This window comes from uncultured Paenalcaligenes sp., assembly GCF_947630565.1.
In the GTDB taxonomy this organism is placed as follows: domain Bacteria; phylum Pseudomonadota; class Gammaproteobacteria; order Burkholderiales; family Burkholderiaceae_B; genus Paenalcaligenes; species Paenalcaligenes faecalis.
This window is the reverse complement of sequence record NZ_CANRIC010000015.1, coordinates 1-21,248: the sequence shown is the minus strand read 5'-3', so window position 1 is coordinate 21,248 and position 21,248 is coordinate 1. Positions and strand designations below refer to the sequence as shown.

Here is a 21,248-nt window from a genome sequence, read left to right as displayed (position 1 = left end):
TGCAACAGAAAGGGAGTAATCCCCCCCTTTTTCTGTTGCAACACCTTTAAATATCGTCTGAGCGATGCATCAGGACTTTGTCAATGAGGCCATACACCACGGCCTCATCGGCGTCCATAAAGCGGTCACGCTCGGTATCCAAACCGATTTGATCAAACGTCTGGCCTGTGTTTTTAGCCAAAATACGATTGAGTCGTTCACGTAGGCTTAAGATTTCTTGAGCCTGAATCTGAATATCCGACGCCTGACCTTGGGCCCCACCCGAAGGCTGGTGGATCATAATACGCGAGTTAGGCAAAGCAAAGCGCTTATCTTTTTGGCCTGCGGCCAATAAAAACGCACCCATGCTAGCAGCCATACCGGTACATAACGTAGAGACTTCGGGCTTAACAAACTGCATCGTGTCATAGATAGCCATACCCGCATACACCGACCCGCCAGGCGAGTTGATGTAGAGCGAGATATCTTTATCTAGATTTTCCGACTCTAGGAATAATAACTGCGCCACAATTAAGTTAGCAGAGTGATCATTTACCGGCCCAACCAAAAAGATAATGCGCTCACGCAATAAGCGTGAATAAATATCATACGAGCGCTCTCCGCGGCCAGACTGCTCAACCACGATAGGAACATAGCCTAAACCCGTAGGGGTTACTGACTGGCCACCGTGCATAGAGGCATAGAAGTCGATAAAACGAGACGACATTAGTTATTTCCCATTAATTGCTCAAATTCGACGTCTTCATCAGAAACCTTAGCTTGGGAAACAATGTGATCAACCACATTGTCTTCTAGCACAATGGCTTCGATTTCAGCGCGACGCTGAGCATCAGATAAGTAGTAGCTGATTACTTGCTCAGGCTGTTCGTAGTTTTGAGCGAACTCTTCAATACGAGCACGAACCTGTTCAGGTGTGGCTTTCAATTCAGCTTTTTCGACCAATTCGGACAACAATAAGCCTAAGCGTACGCGACGCTCAGCTTCGTCTTGGAATACGTCTTCAGGAATAGGCATGTCATCTGCATTAGGCAGACCACGCTGTTTAAGTTCCTGACGAGCCATCGCGATACGATTTTTGATTTCGTTTTCAACTAAGGCTTTAGGGATATCGAACTCAGATGCCGCTAAAATAGCATCCATCACGTTCGCTTTAGTGCGAGCCTGTACGCGAGCTTTGGCTTCACGCTCAATGTTGGCACGTACATCAGCTAATAGTGCTTTGATATCACCTTCGGCTTGACCTAGCTCTTTAGCGAACTCATCGTTAAGCTCTGGCAATACAGGCTCAGCCACTTCGGTTACTTTAATTGCAAACTCAGCTGTTTTACCTGCAACTTCGGCTCCACCGTAATCAGCTGGAAAATCTAGCGGGAATGTTTTCTCTTCGCCAGCTTTCATGCCTGTTGTGGCTGCCTCGAACTCTGGCAACATGCGACCTTGGCCAAGCACAAAGCTAAAGCCTTCGGCTGAGCCGCCATCAAACGCGACACCATCAATTGTGCCTTTAAAGTCTAGTGTTACGCGATCATCGTCTTGAGCAGCACGGTCTTCGCGAGCTTCGTAGTTAGCACGTTGCTTACGTAAGATATCAATAGTGCGCTCAACCTCAGCGTCACCTACTGTCACATTGCTACGAGTAATCTCTAGCTCTGTTAAGTTAGGCAGTGTGATTTCGGGATACACCTCGAAAGTCGCAGTAAACACCATGGTTCCTTCGGGGGCATCTTCTTTGCCTTCGATAGAAGGAACACCAGCTACACGTAAGCCGCTTTGCTCTAGAGCACTGTCTAATGCTTTACCAAGCTCATTGTTAATGGCTTCGTAGCGGATACTTGGGCCATGGCTACGCTCTACCATAGATAGAGGGGCCTTTCCGGGGCGAAAACCCTGGATCTTGGCTGTACGCGCCACACGTGTAAGTTGTGCCTGGACTTCTTTTTCGATTTCGGCCGTGGATACGGCTACATCGATTCGGTGCTCCAAACCGGACAGAATTTCAACCTCGGGCTGCATTAGAGACCTATATAAATAAGTGGTTTAACAAAAAATACATATTTTACCGGAAAACAATGCAAATAATAACCAATTAAGCCTTTATTTACAGTGAAACCCGACAAATACGTGTAGAAATTTGACGTATAAGACGCTATTTATACCATTCATCACCGCATTATGGGGATTTTTCAGTTAGCCCACGGTCAACTTCTATAAAGTTCAACCACTCAGACCACAGCGTATATCTTATAAGAGTACATGGGATTACGAGCCGTCTCAATCAACTCATACTATCCTACGTGGGGCTAGAAGATTAAAAAACAAGCTTTTTAGCAAATAATTATTTTTTCTCAAAAAAAGACTAGACAAAATTATTCGCTCAGGCTAATATAGCTTTTTTGCAGCAAATCAGCTTAGCTCACAGAGCAGCAGACAGCAGCAAAAAAATGCAAAAGACTTTACAAATTAATTTTTTTGCATTAGAATTACATCTTTAAATGCGAATGTGGCGGAATTGGTAGACGCACCAGATTTAGGTTCTGGCGCCGAGAGGTGTGAGAGTTCGAGTCTCTCCGTTCGCACCAAATACTAAAAAAGCCGTTGAGTTTCTAGGATCAAAACCTAGCAAATTCAACGGCTTTTTCACGTCTACTCGATTCGCAGCCCCCCCTTATAGCGCACCTTACTTTAAAAGGCGTATACGAGTAAAATACAGCCGATTCTCTTTTATAATTAGGACTATACGCGTGCCTACCCTACCCTCTGCTTACACAGAAGCCGCCCAAGAACTACGCACATTACGTGACTTACTTCGCTGGGCTATCAGCCAATTTGAACGCCATCAATTACAGTTTGGTCACGGTAGTGACAATGCGTGGGATGAAGCCATTTATCTCTTGCTACATAGTCTAAACCTACCTCTGGATCGATTAGAGCCTTTTTTAGATGCTGGTACCACACAATCTGAACGCCTACATTTTGTGCAACTCATCCAACGTCGTTGCGAAGAGCGTCTACCCGCCGCCTATTTGACCGGTGAGGCTTGGCTACAAGGTCTACGCTTTACAGTTAGTCCTGATTGCATTGTGCCACGCTCTCCAATATCCGAATTACTCAGCACTCAACTCGCACCATGGATTGAAGACCCAAGTCGTATTGAGTCCGTCTTAGATGTTTGCACTGGCTCTGGTTGCCTAGCTATTTTAGCGGCCCTTACCTTTCCTAATGCAACGGTTGACGGGGTAGATATCTCAGCGGCTGCTTTAGCTATAGCCAAGCAAAATATTGAAGATTACGGTTTAGAAGATCGAGTATGCGCATTAAATAGCGATTTATACAGCGCGGTTTCTGATAAAAAGTACGACATCATTATCTCAAACCCTCCTTACGTCAACGAAGACTCTATGCAAGCCCTACCCGCTGAATATAAACATGAGCCTCGTTTAGCTTTAGCGGGCGGAGAGGATGGCATGGATTTAGTTCGCACAATCCTAGCTCAAGCCGCAGATCACCTTAATGACAATGGCATACTCATTCTTGAAATTGGCAATGAATATGATCATTTTTGTACCGCGTTTCCAGAGCTTGAACCTATTTGGCTCAGCACTGAAACCGCTGATGATCAAATTTTACTGCTACACAAAGAGCAGCTCCTCAATCGCTAAAAATCGATTTCATTTTTCGTTTACCATCTGAAGGGAATATCAGTGATTCGTGCAACCAACCTAGGTTTACGCCGTGGCGTTAAAGTTCTACTCCAAGACACTAACTTTGTGATTAACCCCAAAGAACGGGTTGGTATAGTAGGTCGAAATGGAGCCGGCAAAACCAGTTTATTTGCCCTTATCCAGCAATACATTGATGCCGATAGCGGCTCTCTAGATATTCCCAGCAGCTGGCGTTTAGCTAGCGTAGAACAAGAAATCACTGACCGCGATCGTCCCGCCCGAGAGTTCGTGATTGATGGTGACACTCAATTACGCCAATTACAGCACGAACGGACCCTAACAGACGATGAAAATGGCGAGCAGATTGCTGTACTAGAATCCGCCCTCATCGAAGCGGACGCTTGGACCGCCCCCTCTAGAGCAGAGCAACTTTTAGCTGGACTAGGCTTTAAACCTGATCAATGGATGCTACCTGTGGGACAATTCTCTGGGGGTTGGCAAATGCGCTTAGCCCTTGCTCGAGCCTTAATGGCTCCTTCCGATCTACTACTATTGGACGAGCCGACAAACCATTTGGATTTGGACGCGATGCTTTGGCTTGAGCGGTGGTTACAAACCTACCCAGGCACGGTCTTAATCATTTCACACGATACCGAGTTTCTGGATGCAACAGCCACTCATATTTTACATTTTGAGCAGCAGCAACTCTTTAAATATCGCGGTAACTACAGTGGATTTTTAGGTCAACGGGCTGAACGTCTGCGTCAAGATCAACTTGCATGGGAAAAACAACAACGCGAAGTAGCTCATCTACAAAGTTTTATTGATCGATTTAAAGCTAAAGCAACCAAAGCCAAACAAGCTCAAAGCCGCGTAAAAGCGCTTGCCAAGATGCAAGAGTTAGCTCCTGTACGCTTAGACGGCTCCATACAATTCACCCTGCCTACACCCGACCAAATGCCTGATCCACTGTTACGTCTTAACGAAACAGATCTGGGCTACCGTCAACCCGAAGCGCGCGTGATCCTAAAAAATGTCAATGTAGATGTACGCAGCGGCAGTCGCATTGGTATTTTAGGCATGAACGGCGCAGGTAAAAGTACCTTAATTAAAACACTGGCTAATGAAATTCAGCCATTATCGGGGCAGCTACTTCCTTCTGCTCGATTAGAAATAGGCTACTTTGCTCAGCACCAGCTTGACATGATTGAGGCTACCCTAAGCCCGATTCAGCACCTACAACGTATAGCGCCAGAGATTCGTGAACAAGAACTACGTAATTACTTAGGACGCTTCGGTTTCAGTGGCGACATGGCCACTAACACCACTACCGGATTTTCTGGAGGCGAAAAGGCACGTCTAGCCTTAGCGCTGATTGTTTGGCACAAACCAAATTTACTTTTACTTGATGAGCCAACTAACCACTTAGACGTAGAGACCCGAGAAGCCTTAGCCGCAGCCTTAGCCGAATACGAAGGCAGCGTCCTAGTCGTCTCCCATGACCGTCAACTACTGCGTTCCACCGTAGATAATTTTTGGATTGTGGCGGATGGCGTCGTCTCTGAGTTTGATGGTGACTTAGAAGACTATCGCGACTGGCTGCTTGCTAGAGCCTCAGCGCAGCGCAGTAGCCAACGCGCCGAAAATGCCACGATCAACTCCAATGAACCCATCGTAGATAGACGCACACAACGTCGCCTAGAAGCCGAAGCTCGTCAAAAAACCGCTTTGCTACGCAAACCATTAGAAAAAAAGATTGATCAGCTAGAAAAGCAAATAGATCAACAACGCCTACGCCTGAGCGAACTTGATGCGCTTATCGCAGATCCCGACTTTTATAGTGATACATACAAAGATCAGCGCCCCGGCCTATTAGCCGAACACGGCGAACTAAGTAAAAGCATCGAGGACAAGGAAGAAAACTGGCTACTACTTCAAAGCGAAATCGAAGAAATCGAAGCTACTCATAAGGTAGATTAAATCATACTCAAAAAAAAGACTGAATCCGTCATAGCTCTGAATTCAGTCTTTTTCTATCTGCAAAATAGGTAGCTAATTAACCACCCACAATAATGTCTAACTTTGCGATTCCCAAAGCTAAGGTTTTTGTCCCCGCCTCTCGGAAATGAATTTGCGCCTGAGCCTCATTACCACTTCCGCTTAACGTCAAGACGGTGCCATCACCAAACTTAGCATGCCGCACCCCCTGACCCACTCGAAAATGCTGATCACCCACAATTAACCCACTCTTGGCCACTGTAGAGGCCATACCCCCTGGGCCACCATACGTTTCGCGCGCCTTATCCCACGAAGAAGAACCGCCACGCCCAAAGCCACCGCTCCATGAGCTCGCTACCACTGGAGCCGCATTACGAGGTGTAAGCCACTTAAGGTTTTCGTCTGGAAGCTCATCAAGAAAACGAGAGCGTGTCGCATAACGAGTTTTACCATGCAACATACGGCTTTGCGCCAACGTCACATACACGCGTTTACGACCACGGGTTAATGCCACATACATCAATCGACGCTCTTCTTCTAAGCCGTTTAGCTCTGCCAGACTGTTTTCATGAGGAAACAGGCCCTCTTCGAGCCCAGTAATAAATACCGCATCAAACTCAAGTCCTTTCGCCGCATGAATAGTCATCAGCTGCACAGCGGCCTGACCCGCCTGCGCCTGATTATCTCCCGCCTCTAATGAGGCATGCGTCAAAAAGGCGCCTAGCGGGGACATGGCAGCCAAAACCGCATTACCATTATCATCAATAGCTTGTGGCTCTGTCGTGACCGGAATACGTCCTGCAACCTCATCAAGCAAGCCCTCTTCTGTTACAAAAACCATCGCCGCATTCACGAGTTCCTGTAAGTTTTCCAAGCGCTCGGCACCTTCACGGTCAGATTTATAATGCTCAAGGATGCCACTGTCATGCACAACCTGCTCAATCAGCTCTGGCAGTGATAACATCTGTGCCTGCGCCGCAAGTTGATTTATTAAGGCGACAAACTTAGCTAAATTCGTTCCGGCCCGGCCCGTCATATAAGGCACAGCCCTATATAAGCTGCAGTTATACTGCTTAGAAAAATCACCTAATTGCTCTAGAGAACGCGCCCCAATCCCTCGGGTAGGGAAATTCACCACCCGCAACCACGAGGTATCATCATTAGGATTATCAATTAGCCGCAAGTAAGCCAATACATGCTTAATTTCTTGGCGCTCAAAGAATCGCTGTCCACCGTACACCTTGTACGGCACACCTGAGCTAAACAAATGATGCTCTAGCACCCTAGACTGTGCATTACTGCGATACAACACGGCAATTTCATCATGAGGAAAGCCATCATTAATTAGTGCTTTTATTTCCTCTACAACCCATTGCCCTTCTAAGGCATCGGAAGCCTTCTCAACGATCCGGATACTTTCACCCTGCCCCGCATCCGTCCATAATTTTTTACCTAAGCGATCTGAGTTATTGGAAATTAAGGCATTAGCCGCATCCAAGATATGCCCACATGATCTATAGTTTTGCTCAAGTCGAACGACATTACCCTTAGCGTAATCTCGCTCAAAACTTTTCATGTTGCTAATGTCGGCCCCACGAAAAGCATAAATAGATTGATCATCATCCCCTACTGCAAACAACTGCGCTTGCTGCCCGCCTAACAGGGTCAACCACGCATATTGCAAAGGATTTGTATCTTGAAACTCATCTATTAAAATATGAGCAAAACGCTGCTGATAATGTTGGCGTATAGGAATATTATTTTGCAAAAGCTCATAGGCTCGCAAAAGGAGCTCGGCAAAGTCAACCACCCCTTCACGTTCGCACTGCACCTGATATAGTTCGTATATTTCAGCTAAGCGACGTGTATGGGGATCATATGCCTCTACTAGGGCCGGACGTATGCCCTTTTCTTTTTGAGCATTGATAAAACGCTGTACATCACGAGGAGGGTACTTTTCGTCATCAATCCCATTGCCTTTAATCAATCGACGTACAGAAGCTAATTGATCCGCACTGTCCAAAATCTGAAAGCTTTGAACTAAGCCCGCATCTTGATGATGTAGGCGCAATAGCCGATTACATAACCCGTGGAATGTACCTACCCACATCCCACGCGTATCAATGGGCAATAACGCATTAAGCCGCGTCAGCATTTCGCGCGCGGCTTTATTAGTAAAGGTGACTGCCATTAACGAGTAGGGGCTAACACCATGCTGCATGAGCCAAGCCATCCGAGTCGTTAAGACTCGGGTCTTGCCACTTCCCGCCCCCGCTAAAATAAGCGTATGTTGGGCGGGTTGGGTAACGGCTTGTTGTTGCTGAGGGTTTAAACTATGAATCATGCGGCGTAGCGGCGTAGCGACGTAGACGCAGAGCAAATTGCTCTAGGCTATCGATGCCACTTTGTTGGGCACGTTGCACCCAAGCACGCAAATCAGCTAATAATTGTTCGCTGCTGGCACTGGAGCTTTCCCATAGACGAGCAAGTTCTATTTGCATCTGCACTACGGTAGAGAGTTTACCCTCGTCATTTAAGACTGTTTGCAACTGGGCACGCTCTTGATCGTCTAAGACCTCATCACCACGACCAATCCAATCACCACAGCGCTGTAGCAAGGTTAATTTGCTGTGATCGTCTTTATTAGTCAAACGAGAGATTTCCTCTGAGGCCGTTTGACGAATCACATCTGCGTAACGCGCTAAGATTTCATAGCGATGCGTGATGATACCCTGCAACGTATCTAAGCTAATATCAGCATTAGCCACTTTGCTTTCGGGCGCTAAGCGCAATTTAGGGGCCGTTTTCTTTACATGGGCTAATTTGAAAAAACGCAGCACACTAATGTATAGCCAACCCAAATCAAACTCGTACCATTTGCTAGAAAACTTAGCCGATGTACCGTAAGCATGGTGATTGTTATGTAGCTCTTCGCCACCAATCACAATACCCCATGGGAATACGTTAGTGCTGGTATCAGGGCTAGCAAAGTTACGATAACCAATCGCATGCCCCACACCATTGACCACACCTGCAGCCCAGAAGGGAATCCATGCCATTTGTACGGCCCAAACAGCCAAACCAACCAAACCAAACATCGCCACATCAATACCAAGCATAATCATAATGCCAAGGAAGTTGTGACGGGAGTACACATTGCGTTCCATCCAGTCATCTGGCGTACCGTGACCGAAACGTTTGAGGGTTTCCTCGTTTTGGGCTTCTTCTCGGTAGAGTTCAGCCCCGCGGAAAAACACCATACCCAAACCAAAAACCACAGGAGAGTGTGGATCGCCTTCGCGTTCACAACGAGCGTGATGTTTGCGATGAATCGCAACCCACTCTTTGGTAATCATTCCAGTTGTTAACCACAGCCAGAAACGGAAAAAGTGCATAACCGCTGGGTGTAGATCTAAGCCACGATGGGCTTGGCTGCGGTGTAAAAACAACGTAACCGAAATAATAGTAACGTGAGTAACAGCAAGGGTGAACAGTAAAACCTGCCACCATGACCATTGCATGAGCCCGTCGGCTAGAAAAGTAAGTATATTTTGCATAGACCTTTATTACGAGTGATCCATGTGAGTCAATTACAACAAGAACCAGGATAACTATAGAGTGTAGACAGCCTGTGCCACAGACTGCCTTGAGCTAAATCAAGCTGCTTCGGTTTTTCGTTGTAATACGGCCGCGAAGAAACCATCGGTATGATGATAGTCTGGGCGGAGTTCCAAGAAAGGCCCCGGCATAGAAAGATTGGGGCTACGTATGGCTATTATAGGATTAACGTCCATAAGCTCAAAGTGGGGATGTTGTTCTAAAAACCAAGTAATTTGATTTTGATTTTCAGCAGGCAACATACTACAAGTAGCATAAACCAAACGGCCGCCTGGGGCGACACATTTTGCAGCCCGTTGCAGAATATCACGCTGTATACCTACATAATACTCTACGGTTTCAGGGTGTTGACGCCATTTAAGATCCGGATTTCGGCGTAATGTACCTGTTCCACTACATGGAGCATCCACCAATACACGTTGTGCTTTGCCTTGCAAACGTTTTACACGCGTGTCGTTTTCCTCGTTGATCACCACAGGCACCACATTAGACAAACCACTGCGTGCAAACCGAGGCTTCGCTCTAGCCAATCGTGCTGACGAAGTATCAAAGGCATACAAACGCCCAGTGGAACGCATTAGCGCACCAATCAACAAGGTTTTACCACCTGCACCAGCACAAAAATCAATAATCATCTCGCCGCGCTTAGGCGCAACCAAGGCTGCCAGCAACTGACTGCCCTCGTCTTGAACCTCGATCTCGCCTTTTTCAAACTGAGGCCAGCTCGCAATGTACGGGCGACCACGTAAACGAATACCCCATGGGGAGTTTTCCGTTGCAACCGGTTTAAAGCGAGCTGTTTCACCCTCTTTTAGTTGGGCCAATACCACATCTCGTTCTGCTTTGAAGGGATTTACACGTAAATCTAATGGAGCCTCAGTATTCAAAACCTGTGCCAGTTGCTCTGCATCAGGCAGCGTTTGAATATAGTCTGCCAACCAATCTGGCAAGCTGTAGCGCTGTGCAAAAGGCATCTCTAGGGCATCGATAGTAATCACATGCTCTAGCCAGCTTTTTTCACCCACATCTAAAGCAGGGCGTACATCTTTATCCCACGTATTTAGCAATCCCAAAATAGCTAAACGACGAGTCCCTGAGCCCACGCCGCTTTCCGCCAAATAGCGATAGCGTCGTAAATGACGCAAAATATCAAACACAGCATTCGTGACCTCGGCTCGATCACGACCTCCCATGTTTTTTTGCTTACGCATCCATTGGGACAAAACAGCATCAGCAGGATGCTGCCACTGCAAAATTTGCCCTAAGACCTCGGCCACCTGATTAATACGACGGGCAAACAATGAGATAGGCGTAGCAGTAGTAGCAGTATTTTTACGCGCAGGACGATTGTTCTTGCGCTGAGGACGTTGAGTAGACATAAACAAATAAAAAAAGAGGTTTTTAAGCCACAAAAGCTCGGTGGGATGTATCAAGAACCTGTACTCGACCTGTCTCTAATAACTGAACACGGTCTTGGGCCAACCATTCAACCACCTGGTTAAAAACACGGTGTTCTATGGTCAATAAGCGATGCGCTAAGGTATCGGCATCATCATCATGGTGTACAGGCACTATGCCTTGAGCGATAATAGGGCCGTGATCTAAGACTGGAGTCACAAAATGCACCGTACAACCATGCCATTGTAGTTCGGCGTCGATGGCTTGTTGGTGTGTATTGAGCCCTGGAAACAAAGGTAACAACGAAGGGTGTATATTGATTAAACGCCCTGTGAATTGCTGAACAAACTCAGGCGTTAAAATACGCATAAAGCCAGCTAACAACACATAGTCGGGTTGGTATTGTTGCACAATTTGGGCTAAGCGCGCATCAAAACTCGAGCGATCTGCAAATTGTTTGTGTTCTAGCACCTGAGTTGCAATGCCCTGTTCTTGTGCCCATTGTATACCCTTAGCCTCTGCTTTATTCGCAATCACAGCAACGACTTCGGCGTGCAGCTGTTTATTTTTTATTGTTTCTACTATAGATTGCATATTTGAGCCGCGTCCCGAAATAAGGACTACTAAGCGGCATTTTTTATTTGGTTCTGTCAATTTTCTGCTCCAACGTTTTCAAAGACAATTTTGTAAGCTTGCCCGTGAAACCTATATTTACTATCTATCGCAACCTGCCGCGCTTTGATTCATCCGCAGCAAGTGCCGTCACCATTGGCAATTTTGATGGGGTACATCGTGGTCATCAAGCCATTTTGCATCGCCTACGCGACGAGGCCCAACAACGCCAACTGATTCCATCGGTGGTGACGTTTAGTCCACACCCGCGCGCCTTTTTTGCCAATAAAGCACAGCGTCCTGAATTGTACCCTGCACAGATCAATCCCCTAAGAGATAAATTACAGGCACTGGTTGCCCATGGTGCTCAGCAGATTGTTCTACAGCGCTTTCACAACGACTTTGCGTCCTTGCAAGCTGAAAAATTCATCTACAATTTACTGGTCCAAGGCCTAAACACCAAATGGTTATTAGTGGGTAAAGACTTTAGGTTTGGACATCAACGTCAAGGTGATATTGCCCTACTACGTAAAGCTGGGGCCTTATACGGATTTCAAGTTGACACGATCGAAGACATCTCCGCCCCCTTAGGGCAACGCATTTCCAGCTCTGAAATTCGCTCTGCCTTAGCCCAGGGCCAGCTACAGCTAGCCGCAGAGTTATTAGGGCAGCCCTATAGCATTACAGGCCATGTAATTCATGGCCAAAAACTAGGACGCACGATTGGCTACCCTACCGTAAATATAGCGGTTCCCTCTCGTTGTGCTGCCCGTTCTGGTGTATATATAGTAAAGTTACACGGCCTAGGTGACCAACCTTTACCCGGTATTGCTAGCTTAGGTGTCAGGCCCACCGTTATTGATGAAGGCCGCCTATTACTAGAGGTACATATATTAGACCGCAGCCTAGATGCTTACGGTAAACTAATAAACGTAGAGTTTCTGCAATTTGTGCGAAACGAAGAAAAATTCCCTGATCTTCCGACAATGATGGCTGCCATCGATAATGATGCACGCAGCGCTCGTGAGTATTTTGCCTCCCATGGACTATAAAAACACTTTAAACCTACCCGAATCCCCTTTCCCAATGCGTGGAAACCTTGCCAAACGCGAACCTGCGTGGGTACAAGACTGGCAAGAAAAAGACATTTACGCTGCCATACGTGCCGTAAGCAAAGGGCGTCCTAAATTTGTGTTACACGATGGGCCTCCCTATGCGAATGGCTCCATTCATATTGGTCATGCCGTTAACAAGGTACTCAAAGATATTATTGTCAAAAGCCGTAATATGTCGGGCTTTGACGCTCAGTACGTTCCAGGCTGGGACTGTCATGGCATGCCGATTGAGGTCCAGATTGAAAAACTCTACGGTAAAAACTTACCTGTTCAAGAGGTTCAATCCAAAGCTCGTGCCTACGCTACCGAACAGATCAACAATCAACGCGAAGACTTTATTCGTTTAGGTGTTTTAGGCGAGTGGAATCGTCCTTACTTAACCATGAACTACAGCAACGAAGCTGATGAGCTTCGTGTGTTAGGCCGTATTATGGAAAAGGGCTTTGTCTTTCGCGGCTTAAAACCAGTGAACTGGTGTTTTGACTGTAGGTCCGCACTGGCTGAGGCCGAGGTCGAATACGCTGATCGTACTGATCCATCCATTCACGTCGCCTTTCCGTTTGCCAACAAAGAGAAAATCGCTCAAGCCTTTGGTGTGGACAGTGTTGACGATGGTGCTATTGTGATCTGGACCACAACCCCGTGGACTATCCCATCCAATCAGGCGCTAAACATTCACCCAGAGTTCGACTATGCCTTAGTACGCCTACATCAAGCTCGTGCCACTGGCTCCATGCTCATCATTGCCAAAGACCTTGTCGAAAAATGCTTAGATGAATGGAGCCTAACGGGTGAGATTATTGCCACTACTGTGGGCGAAAAACTAGAGCATATCCCATTCCACCACCCTCTAGCACAGGCGGACGCAGGCTATGATCGCGTTGCCCCTGTCTATTTGGCTGAATACGTCACCCTAGACTCAGGTACTGGTGTAGTGCATTCTGCTCCCGCTTATGGGGTGGAAGACTTTGTGTCTTGTAAAACCCACGGTTTATCTGACGACGATATGCTAACGCCAGTCATGGCAAATGGCGTGTACGCAGATAGTCTCCCGTTATTTGGTGGCCAGTTTATCTTCAAAGCAAACCCACTTATTGTGAAAGCCCTCGAAGACGCAGGGACCTTGCTTAAAGTCGAAAACCATCAACACAGCTACATGCATTGCTGGCGCCACAAAACACCCATTATTTATCGTGCAACCAGCCAATGGTTTGCAGGAATGGATGTAGACAACTCCACTGGCCGCTCTTTACGTGAAATGGCCCTAGAAGCCGTTGAAAACACCGAATTCTATCCCTCATGGGGTCGTGCTCGCCTGCACTCCATGATTGCAAATCGCCCTGACTGGACGTTATCTCGTCAACGTCAATGGGGCGTTCCCATGGCCTTCTTTGTTCATAAAGAAACCGGTGAACTACACCCACGTACCCCTGAGCTCATCGAGCAAATTGCTTTGCGCATCGAAAAAGAGGGGCTAGAAGCCTGGCAAAACATTAAGCCCGCAGACCTTTTAGGCCCTGAGGCAGATCAATACGAAAAAAACACAGACACCTTAGACGTTTGGTTTGACTCAGGCTCAACACATGCAACGGTGTTAGGTGGTCACAATGACCCACAAATCAAAGGCTCTCATTCTGACGAATTAACTTGGCCCGCCGACCTTTATCTAGAGGGTTCTGACCAACACCGTGGATGGTTCCATTCGTCATTACTCACAGGTTGCATGATGTATGGCCGTGCCCCCTACAAAGCCTTGTTAACGCATGGTTTCGTGGTCGATGGCAAAGGTCGAAAAATGAGTAAGTCTGTAGGTAACGTGATGTTGCCTCAAGAAATTGCTGACACCTTAGGGGCTGAGATCCTACGCCTCTGGACCGCAGCCACCGATTACTCAGGCGAGTTATCTATTTCTGACGAAATTTTAAAACGCGTGGTTGAAGCCTACCGCCGTATCCGTAATACCTTAAAATTCCTCTTAGGTAATATTGCTGACTTTGATTACGAAAAAGACGCAATAGCACCGAATCGCTTATTGGATATTGACCGTTACGCACTGGGTATGACGGCCAAAATGCAAGAGCAAGCCTTAGCTAATTATCAGGTATACGAGTTTCACCCCATTGTGTCTCGTTTACAAACGTTCTGCTCCGAGGATTTAGGTGCTTTCTACCTAGACATTCTAAAAGACCGTCTCTATACAACTCAACCTAATAGCCATGCGCGTCGCTCTGCTCAAACAGCGCTTTATCATATTACCAACGCTTTGGTTAAATTGATGGCCCCTATTCTTTCCTTTACGGCAGAAGAAGCCTGGAAAGATATGCATCTAGGGAAAACGCCACCACTCACTATCTTTACAGAGCAGTTCCACGAGATACCTCTAGCCCCTGATAATGCCTCATTGGTTGCACAGTGGGAGCGTATCCGTTTGATTCGTGCGGATGTAATGCGTCATATTGAAGAGGTGCGCAGCACAGGAAAAATCGGTTCCTCACTGGCAGCCGAGGTCGATATTTATGCAGCAGGCGAAGACTATGCTCTATTAGCACAATTAGCGGATGATCTACGCTTTGTGTTCTTAGTTTCACGCGCTACCTTACATAACGGCAATGAGCTGCGCATTGAGGTCACAGCCACAGAAGCTGAAAAATGTGATCGTTGTTGGCATCACAGCCCTGACATCGGACAAAACGAAGCTCACCCCACTCTATGTGGTCGTTGTGTGACTAACTTAGACGGCATCGGCGAATCCCGTGCACACGCCTAACGTCACTAAGCCCACCCATACAGCCTCCAAGAGAGGCTTTATGGGCTGGTTGCTCATCGCCCTGATTATTGTGCTGGCGGATCAAGCCACAAAGCAATACATGGATAGCACCTTGCTGTATGCACAACGGCGCTCCATTTTGCCTTTTTTTGATTTCACCTTGCTATATAACCCCGGTGCAGCATTTAGCTTTCTCGCAGATGGAGCAGGCTGGCAACGCTGGTTCTTTACCGGCATCGCCCTGATTGCTACAACATTGATTGTCTACATGCTGCGTAAAAATCCACAGCAAAAGCTATTTTGCGCTTCTTTAGCGTTGATTTTAGGTGGAGCCATCGGTAATGTGATCGATCGTGTAGCTCATGCTCATGTGATTGATTTTCTGCTGTTTTTTTGGCGAGACTGGTATTTTCCAGCGTTTAATATTGCAGACATCGCTATTACCTGTGGGGCTATTTTGTTAATTTTAGACGAACTCATCCGCCTACGAAAAAACAAAAAACCAAAGGACTCATCATGCAAGCTTTAGCTAATAAGCGCATTATTCTGGGTTTAACAGGGGGTATTGCCTGCTATAAAAGTGCAGAGTTTCTACGCCGCGCCCAAGACATGGGTGCCGAGTTTGACGTAGTGATGACCCAAGGTGCACAGCAATTCATTACACCCATCACATTTGGTGCCTTATCTGGCCGCCAGGTACATACCGACCTATGGGATAACAGCAGCTCAGACAATATGGCGCATATCCATCTAAGTCGAGAGGCGGATGCCATTGTGATTGCTCCAGCAAGCACCCATTTTATTGCCCGTCTTGCTAATGGTTTAGCCGATGATTTGCTGTCAACCTTATGTGTAGCCCGAGGCCACTGCCCCTTAATTATTGCCCCCGCCATGAATAAGGAAATGTGGGCTAACCCTGCAACTCAACGCAATATTGCACAGCTACGAGCCGATGGCGTACACATTATAGGTCCAGGGGCAGGCGATCAAGCCTGTGGAGAAATTGGCGATGGTCGTATGCTTGAGCCATTACAGCTGTTAGCTGAGCTTATTGCCTTTTTTCAACCTAAATCTCTAACGGGCAAACGTGTACTGATTACAGCAGGCCCAACCTCTGAGCCCATTGACCCTATTCGCACCATTACCAACCGATCCTCCGGGAAAATGGGCTATGCAATTGCTCAAGCCGCTTTTAATGCAGGAGCAGAGGTACAACTGGTATCAGGCCCCGTCAAATTAGACGCACCTTATGGGGTTACACGTCAGTCTGTAGAAAGCGCTCGTGACATGCATCGTGCTGTCATGGACCTAGCCCCTACTGCTGATGTATTTATTAGCGTAGCGGCTGTTGCTGACTGGTACGTGGTGAATGCCAGTAATCAAAAGCTCAAAAAAGATCAGAGCCAACAAGCTCCAAAACTAGAGTTTGCTCCAAACCCTGATATTTTAGCTTCCGTAGCCTCCATGCCCATAGCGCAACGTCCTTACTGTGTAGGCTTCGCAGCAGAGACAGAAAAGCTCATAGAACATGCCCACGCGAAACGACTGCGTAAAGGGGTTCCGCTACTGGTAGGCAACTTAGCCCAAGACGCCATGAATGCTGACAACACGCAATTGATGATCTTTGATGAGGCGGGCCATAACCAATGGCCGGCCCAAAGTAAAACAGAGGCTGCTCAGCAACTCATAATGCATATTGCCCAACAGCTAGACCCAAAATAAATTAAGTAGACTGAATTCACTCATGAAAAGTATTGCTGTCAAAATTTTAGACCCACGTGTAAAACAACTGCCCGAATACGCCACACCCGGCTCTGCTGGTTTAGATCTACGGGCTTGTATTGATACGGCCATCACCTTACAGCCCGGCGAAACACAATTTATTCCTACTGGCATAGCGATGCATATTGCCGACCCTAGCTATGCCGCGATGGTCCTACCTCGCTCAGGCTTAGGTCATAAGCACGGTATTGTTTTAGGTAACTTAGTGGGGCTGATTGACTCAGACTACCAAGGTCCCCTGATGGTTTCCATGTGGAATCGCGGCGATACGGCCTTTGTGATTGAACCAATGGAGCGTATTGCTCAAATGGTCATTGTGCCCGTCATGCAGCCCACCTTTCACTTGGTTGATGATTTTGATGCTGAATCAACGCGTGGCACAGGTGGTTTTGGCAGCACAGGCAAAAACTAAGGCCCACCATAAAAAAATTCCCGATATGGTATCGGGAATTTTTTTATTCAAGATAAAAGCAGCAATCTAGTCAATGAGCTCAGCCTCTGGGTGGTTCGGTACCGGTTGTTTAGCCCCTCCACCACCTGAATCATTGTCATCAAATAGCAATACCACCTTATTCTCAGCATCCATATCCACTGTCACACTACCACCATTCGTTAGGCGGCCAAATAACAGTTCGTCAGCTAAGGCACGACGAATCGTATCCTGAATAAGACGATGCATTGGTCTAGCACCCATTGCAGGATCAAAACCATTTTCAGCCAAGTAATCACGTAAGGCATCACTAAAGCTAATATCAACGCGTTTTTCTTGCAACTGATGCTCTAGCTGTAGCAAGAATTTATCCACGACCCGTAAAATAATATCCCGAGACAAGGGAGCAAATGGAATGATAGCATCCAAACGATTACGGAATTCGGGGGTAAACAAGCGTTTTATGGCCTGCATCTCATCGCCAGCCTCTCGCTTATTAGAGAAACCAATAACGTTTTTACTGAGTGACTCAGCCCCTGCATTTGTGGTCATAATAATAATCACATTACGGAAATCGGCTTTACGACCGTTATTATCCGTTAAGGTGCCATGGTCCATGACCTGCAAAAGAATATTAAAAATATCAGGATGGGCTTTTTCAATTTCATCCAGTAACAGCACACAATGGGGTTGCTTGGTGACGGCCTCTGTGAGCAGCCCACCTTGATCAAAGCCTACATAGCCAGGAGGCGCCCCAATAAGGCGCGACACGGCATGGCGCTCCATGTACTCCGACATATCAAAGCGAAGTAAATCTACGCCAAGGACAAAAGCCAACTGACGTGCGACCTCGGTTTTACCCACACCGGTAGGCCCAGAGAAAAGAAATGATCCAATTGGCTTATCGGGACGACCTAAGCCTGAACGAGACATTTTAATTGCTGAAGCTAAAGCATCGATAGCAGTAGACTGACCAAAGACCACTGTATTCAAGTCTCGATCTAATGTCGCCAACTTATTACGATCATCTGTGGATACGTTTTGTGGCGGAATACGTGCTATCTGTGCAACAACGGCTTGAATATCCGTTTTACTGATTGTTTTCTTTTGTCTAGAGGCTGGTAGTAAGCGCTGTGCGGCCCCTGCCTCATCAATCACATCAATGGCTTTATCTGGTAGGAAGCGATCCCCAATATGACGAGCAGACAGCTCTGCCGCCGCAGTCAATGCAGACTGCGTATAGCGAACGCCGTGGTGCTCCTCGAAGTAAGGTTTTAACCCACGTAGAATCTGAATAGTTTCAGCGACTGTAGGCTCTACCACATCCACTTTTTGGAAACGTCTGGACAAGGCATGATCTTTTTCAAAAATGCCTCGATATTCAGTGTAGGTCGTGGCCCCCATGCATTTAAGTTGCCCTGACGATAAAGCGGGCTTTAATAAATTTGAAGCATCCAACGCCCCACCCGAGGCCGATCCTGCACCGATCAATGTATGGATCTCATCGATAAACAGCACGGAGTTCGCATTTTTATCTAAGTCTTTTAGTACGGCCTTTAGGCGTTGCTCGAAATCTCCGCGATATTTTGTGCCTGCTAATAACGCCCCCATATCCAGCGCATAAACAACTGCATTTTGCAAAATATCTGGTACTTGTTTATTCACAATACGCAGTGCTAGACCCTCAGCAATAGCCGTTTTACCTACACCGGCCTCGCCAACCAACAGGGGGTTGTTTTTACGACGACGACACAATACCTGAATTACACGCTCAATTTCTTTATCACGTCCAATAAGTGGATCGATACGACCTTTTTGCGCTTGCTCATTTAAATTATTTGTATACAAGTCCAAGGGTGATTTTTGCTCTATGGCTTGCTGGCCCTGCGCCTGTGCCTGATTTGCATTTTGAGATGGTTCAGTCGAATCCTCGGGTTTTTGAGAGGTAGGCTGATGGTTCGCGTCCTTGGCAACCCCGTGAGATAGGTAATTCACCACATCTAAGCGGGTTACACCCTGTTGATGCAAATAATAAATCGCATGGGAGTCTTTCTCGCCATACATAGCAACTAGAACATGGGCCCCTGTCACCTCTGTTTTTGTCGTTGAGCTAGAGGAAACATGCATAATTGCGCGCTGTATCACACGCTGAAAGCCTAAGGTGGGTTGAGTATCAACCTCTTGAGTGCCTTCGACCACCGGAGTGTTGTCTGCCACGAACTTACGTAGATGTTGACGTAGTTCGGGTAAATTCGCTGCGCAGGCACGAAGCACATCAACCGCTGCCGCATTATCTAGCAAAGACAACAGCAAGTGCTCTACCGTGATAAATTCATGGCGCGCAGTACGGGCTTCGACAAAAGCCATGTGCAGACTGACTTCTAATTCTTCGGAGATCATATATCCTCCTTCACGGCAAAAGTAATTTCATTACTCTATCATAGAGCGAAATGAAAAAAATTAAAGGGACTGAGCGTAAAAAAATCATATCAAAACGCTATTTTTTTATGGCGCAGGCTCCATGACACATTTCAGAGGATGCTGTTCTAGCTCGGCCAACTGGTGCACCTGCTGGATACGAGTAGCAGCAATATCTTTGGGATAAACCCCACAAATGCCACGCCCTTGATAGTGGATTGTCAGCATAATGCGTTCAGCTTCTGGCGCTGTTTTTCTAAACACAGTGGTCAATACCTGCACCACAAACTCCATGGTCGTAAAGTCATCGTTCAGCATGATGACCTGATAAAGAGGAGGTGGCTGGGATTTTGTCGCCAACTCCGCTTTCATTTTTTCTTTATCTATCGTTGTATTTGTACTCATAATCAAACTAGGTAATTTCCATAGTTGACGGGATTAAGGATTCTTTAGCATTATTAAAACAATCCAGATACATAAATGTTAACATTTATGTATCACTTGAGGATTATGATAGGAAGCTGACACCTTCCTAGTATTAGTTTCTATTTATATCGTCGAGAGGCAGTTAGCATGTCAGATACAATTATCGCTAGTGGTGAAAACGAAAAATCTTCCGGGACCGTTAAATGGTTTAATGATGCCAAAGGCTTTGGTTTTATTACTCCTGACAATGGTGGCGAAGACCTATTTGCGCACTTTTCGTCTATCCACATGAATGGCTTTAAAACCCTCAAAGAAGGTCAAAAAGTCCTATTTGAAATCGCACAAGGTCCAAAAGGCCAACAAGCGCTAAATATCACAGCAGCTTAATACCGCTCGCGCTTTAATTACTTTTAATAATATGCGTTTACTATTTTCAGGGCTTATTCGCCCTGTTTTTTATTTTAGTGGTCTATTCATTCTTTTGTTTGCCAATATAGTGGCTCAGGCCCAACAGCCTCAGCAATTAAAAAAAATACCATTACTGATCAATCAGACCTCTCTACACGCCGAACTGGCCCAAACAGAAAATCAACGTGCTCAAGGGTTAATGCACAGACAGCACTTAGAAAAAAACAGCGGTATGTTGTTCGTTTTTGATTCTGCCTTACCGGCGTGTTTTTGGATGAAAAACACCCCGCTACCTCTTAGTATTGCCTTTATTACAGAGCAAGGCGTGATCAGCAATATCGAGCACATGCAACCCTTTAGTACCGAGTCCCACTGCCCTATTGTACCAATCAAATACGCTCTTGAAATGGAGCAAGGCTGGTTTGCGCAACAACAAATTCAGGCAGGCGATCGCGTAGAGCTATTACCACAGTAACCACGCCCATAAAAAAGGCCCCCTTAACTAGAGTCAATAACCCCGCCCTAAAGGGCGAGGCTTGCCAGCTTGGTTCTGTGCTTGCCTAGATTGACCAGACTCAGCGCTGTTAGGGCGCTACGTTGTAACGAAGTCCAAG

Annotated in this window: 17 protein-coding genes and 1 tRNA gene; 10 read left to right on the top strand and 8 right to left on the bottom strand. The window is 46.6% G+C overall.

The window, feature by feature from the left end:
• Positions 1-46: 46 nt before the first annotated feature.
• Both clpP and tig read right to left on the bottom strand, forming a co-directional pair.
• The gene (gene clpP / locus Q0Z62_RS04750; RefSeq protein WP_269901816.1) at positions 47-706 is read right to left on the bottom strand and encodes an ATP-dependent Clp endopeptidase proteolytic subunit ClpP; all 660 of its coding nucleotides are present in this window, start codon (positions 704-706) and stop codon (positions 47-49) included.
• On the bottom strand, positions 706-2,013 hold the full coding sequence (tig, locus tag Q0Z62_RS04745) for a trigger factor (RefSeq protein WP_298051468.1): 1,308 nt from the start codon (positions 2,011-2,013) through the stop codon (positions 706-708). The genes clpP and tig overlap by 1 nt, the downstream gene beginning before the upstream one ends.
• Positions 2,014-2,494: 481 nt before the next feature.
• Here tig and Q0Z62_RS04740 point away from each other — a divergent pair.
• The 3 genes from Q0Z62_RS04740 (at position 2,495) to Q0Z62_RS04730 (ending at position 5,642) form a co-directional block, all read left to right on the top strand.
• Positions 2,495-2,579: transfer RNA gene (locus Q0Z62_RS04740), tRNA-Leu, on the top strand.
• A gap of 162 nt (positions 2,580-2,741) precedes the next feature.
• Positions 2,742-3,659 (top strand): 50S ribosomal protein L3 N(5)-glutamine methyltransferase, encoded by a 918-nt coding sequence (gene prmB / locus Q0Z62_RS04735; RefSeq protein WP_298051465.1) that lies wholly within the window; start codon positions 2,742-2,744, stop codon positions 3,657-3,659.
• 42 nt (positions 3,660-3,701) lie between these two features.
• On the top strand, positions 3,702-5,642 hold the full coding sequence (locus Q0Z62_RS04730; RefSeq protein WP_298051462.1) for an ATP-binding cassette domain-containing protein: 1,941 nt from the start codon (positions 3,702-3,704) through the stop codon (positions 5,640-5,642).
• A gap of 76 nt (positions 5,643-5,718) precedes the next feature.
• Here the strand turns inward: Q0Z62_RS04730 and Q0Z62_RS04725 are convergent, their stop codons facing one another.
• The 4 genes from Q0Z62_RS04725 to purN all read right to left on the bottom strand — a co-directional run bounded on the left by Q0Z62_RS04725 (position 5,719) and on the right by purN (position 11,330).
• On the bottom strand, positions 5,719-8,004 hold the full coding sequence (locus Q0Z62_RS04725; RefSeq protein WP_269901812.1) for a UvrD-helicase domain-containing protein: 2,286 nt from the start codon (positions 8,002-8,004) through the stop codon (positions 5,719-5,721).
• Entirely contained in the window at positions 7,994-9,217 is a 1,224-nt protein-coding gene (locus tag Q0Z62_RS04720) for an acyl-CoA desaturase (protein ID WP_298051457.1), read from the bottom strand. Before Q0Z62_RS04720 ends, Q0Z62_RS04725 begins: the two co-directional genes overlap by 11 nt.
• A 99-nt stretch (positions 9,218-9,316) precedes the next feature.
• Positions 9,317-10,657, bottom strand: a complete 1,341-nt coding sequence (locus Q0Z62_RS04715; protein ID WP_269901810.1) for an RsmB/NOP family class I SAM-dependent RNA methyltransferase — start codon at positions 10,655-10,657, stop codon at positions 9,317-9,319.
• 22 nt (positions 10,658-10,679) lie between these two features.
• On the bottom strand, positions 10,680-11,330 hold the full coding sequence (gene purN / locus Q0Z62_RS04710) for a phosphoribosylglycinamide formyltransferase (RefSeq protein WP_269901809.1): 651 nt from the start codon (positions 11,328-11,330) through the stop codon (positions 10,680-10,682).
• 44 nt (positions 11,331-11,374) lie between these two features.
• Between purN and Q0Z62_RS04705 the strand changes: the two genes are divergently transcribed.
• Genes Q0Z62_RS04705 through dut form a run of 5 tightly spaced genes read left to right on the top strand, consistent with a single transcriptional unit; the run spans position 11,375 to position 17,364 of the window.
• Positions 11,375-12,340, top strand: a complete 966-nt coding sequence (locus Q0Z62_RS04705; RefSeq protein ID WP_298051451.1) for a bifunctional riboflavin kinase/FAD synthetase — start codon at positions 11,375-11,377, stop codon at positions 12,338-12,340.
• Positions 12,330-15,170 carry an isoleucine--tRNA ligase gene (gene ileS / locus Q0Z62_RS04700; protein WP_298051504.1) on the top strand — a complete coding sequence of 947 codons (2,841 nt, stop codon included), beginning with the start codon at positions 12,330-12,332 and terminating at the stop codon, positions 15,168-15,170. Before Q0Z62_RS04705 ends, ileS begins: the two co-directional genes overlap by 11 nt.
• A 40-nt stretch (positions 15,171-15,210) precedes the next feature.
• Complete coding sequence (lspA, locus tag Q0Z62_RS04695) at positions 15,211-15,699, top strand: signal peptidase II (RefSeq protein ID WP_298051501.1); 489 nt, start codon at positions 15,211-15,213, stop codon at positions 15,697-15,699.
• The gene (coaBC, locus tag Q0Z62_RS04690; RefSeq protein WP_298051448.1) at positions 15,687-16,892 is read left to right on the top strand and encodes a bifunctional phosphopantothenoylcysteine decarboxylase/phosphopantothenate--cysteine ligase CoaBC; all 1,206 of its coding nucleotides are present in this window, start codon (positions 15,687-15,689) and stop codon (positions 16,890-16,892) included. Before lspA ends, coaBC begins: the two co-directional genes overlap by 13 nt.
• A 22-nt stretch (positions 16,893-16,914) precedes the next feature.
• The gene (gene dut / locus Q0Z62_RS04685; protein ID WP_269901806.1) at positions 16,915-17,364 is read left to right on the top strand and encodes a dUTP diphosphatase; all 450 of its coding nucleotides are present in this window, start codon (positions 16,915-16,917) and stop codon (positions 17,362-17,364) included.
• Positions 17,365-17,430: 66 nt separating this feature from the next.
• Here the strand turns inward: dut and clpA are convergent, their stop codons facing one another.
• Positions 17,431-19,782, bottom strand: coding sequence for an ATP-dependent Clp protease ATP-binding subunit ClpA (clpA, locus tag Q0Z62_RS04680; protein ID WP_298051445.1), 2,352 nt, complete (start codon positions 19,780-19,782; stop codon positions 17,431-17,433).
• Positions 19,783-19,887: 105 nt separating this feature from the next.
• Positions 19,888-20,205: an ATP-dependent Clp protease adapter ClpS gene (gene clpS, locus Q0Z62_RS04675; protein WP_269901804.1), complete on the bottom strand. Its 318-nt coding sequence runs from the start codon at positions 20,203-20,205 to the stop codon at positions 19,888-19,890.
• A gap of 168 nt (positions 20,206-20,373) precedes the next feature.
• Between clpS and Q0Z62_RS04670 the strand changes: the two genes are divergently transcribed.
• Positions 20,374-20,613, top strand: a complete 240-nt coding sequence (locus Q0Z62_RS04670) for a cold-shock protein (protein WP_269901803.1) — start codon at positions 20,374-20,376, stop codon at positions 20,611-20,613.
• Positions 20,614-20,644: 31 nt separating this feature from the next.
• On the top strand, positions 20,645-21,109 hold the full coding sequence (locus tag Q0Z62_RS04665) for a DUF192 domain-containing protein (protein ID WP_269901802.1): 465 nt from the start codon (positions 20,645-20,647) through the stop codon (positions 21,107-21,109).
• Positions 21,110-21,248 lie beyond the last annotated feature (139 nt).

Excerpts from the sequence above, each read along its gene's own strand:
- clpP (WP_269901816.1), bottom strand. The coding sequence starts at position 706 with ATGTCGTCTCGTTTTATCGACTTCTATGCCTCTATGCACGGTGGCCAG.
- tig (WP_298051468.1), bottom strand. The coding sequence starts at position 2,013 with ATGCAGCCCGAGGTTGAAATTCTGTCCGGTTTGGAGCACCGAATCGAT.
- Q0Z62_RS04725 (WP_269901812.1), bottom strand. The coding sequence starts at position 8,004 with ATGATTCATAGTTTAAACCCTCAGCAACAACAAGCCGTTACCCAACCC.
- Q0Z62_RS04720 (WP_298051457.1), bottom strand. The coding sequence starts at position 9,217 with ATGCAAAATATACTTACTTTTCTAGCCGACGGGCTCATGCAATGGTCA.
- Q0Z62_RS04715 (WP_269901810.1), bottom strand. The coding sequence starts at position 10,657 with ATGTCTACTCAACGTCCTCAGCGCAAGAACAATCGTCCTGCGCGTAAA.
- ileS (WP_298051504.1), top strand. The coding sequence starts at position 12,330 with ATGGACTATAAAAACACTTTAAACCTACCCGAATCCCCTTTCCCAATG.
- lspA (WP_298051501.1), top strand. The coding sequence starts at position 15,211 with ATGGGCTGGTTGCTCATCGCCCTGATTATTGTGCTGGCGGATCAAGCC.
- coaBC (WP_298051448.1), top strand. The coding sequence starts at position 15,687 with ATGCAAGCTTTAGCTAATAAGCGCATTATTCTGGGTTTAACAGGGGGT.
- dut (WP_269901806.1), top strand. The coding sequence starts at position 16,915 with ATGAAAAGTATTGCTGTCAAAATTTTAGACCCACGTGTAAAACAACTG.
- clpA (WP_298051445.1), bottom strand. The coding sequence starts at position 19,782 with ATGATCTCCGAAGAATTAGAAGTCAGTCTGCACATGGCTTTTGTCGAA.
- clpS (WP_269901804.1), bottom strand. The coding sequence starts at position 20,205 with ATGAGTACAAATACAACGATAGATAAAGAAAAAATGAAAGCGGAGTTG.
- Q0Z62_RS04670 (WP_269901803.1), top strand. The coding sequence starts at position 20,374 with ATGTCAGATACAATTATCGCTAGTGGTGAAAACGAAAAATCTTCCGGG.
- Q0Z62_RS04665 (WP_269901802.1), top strand. The coding sequence starts at position 20,645 with ATGCGTTTACTATTTTCAGGGCTTATTCGCCCTGTTTTTTATTTTAGT.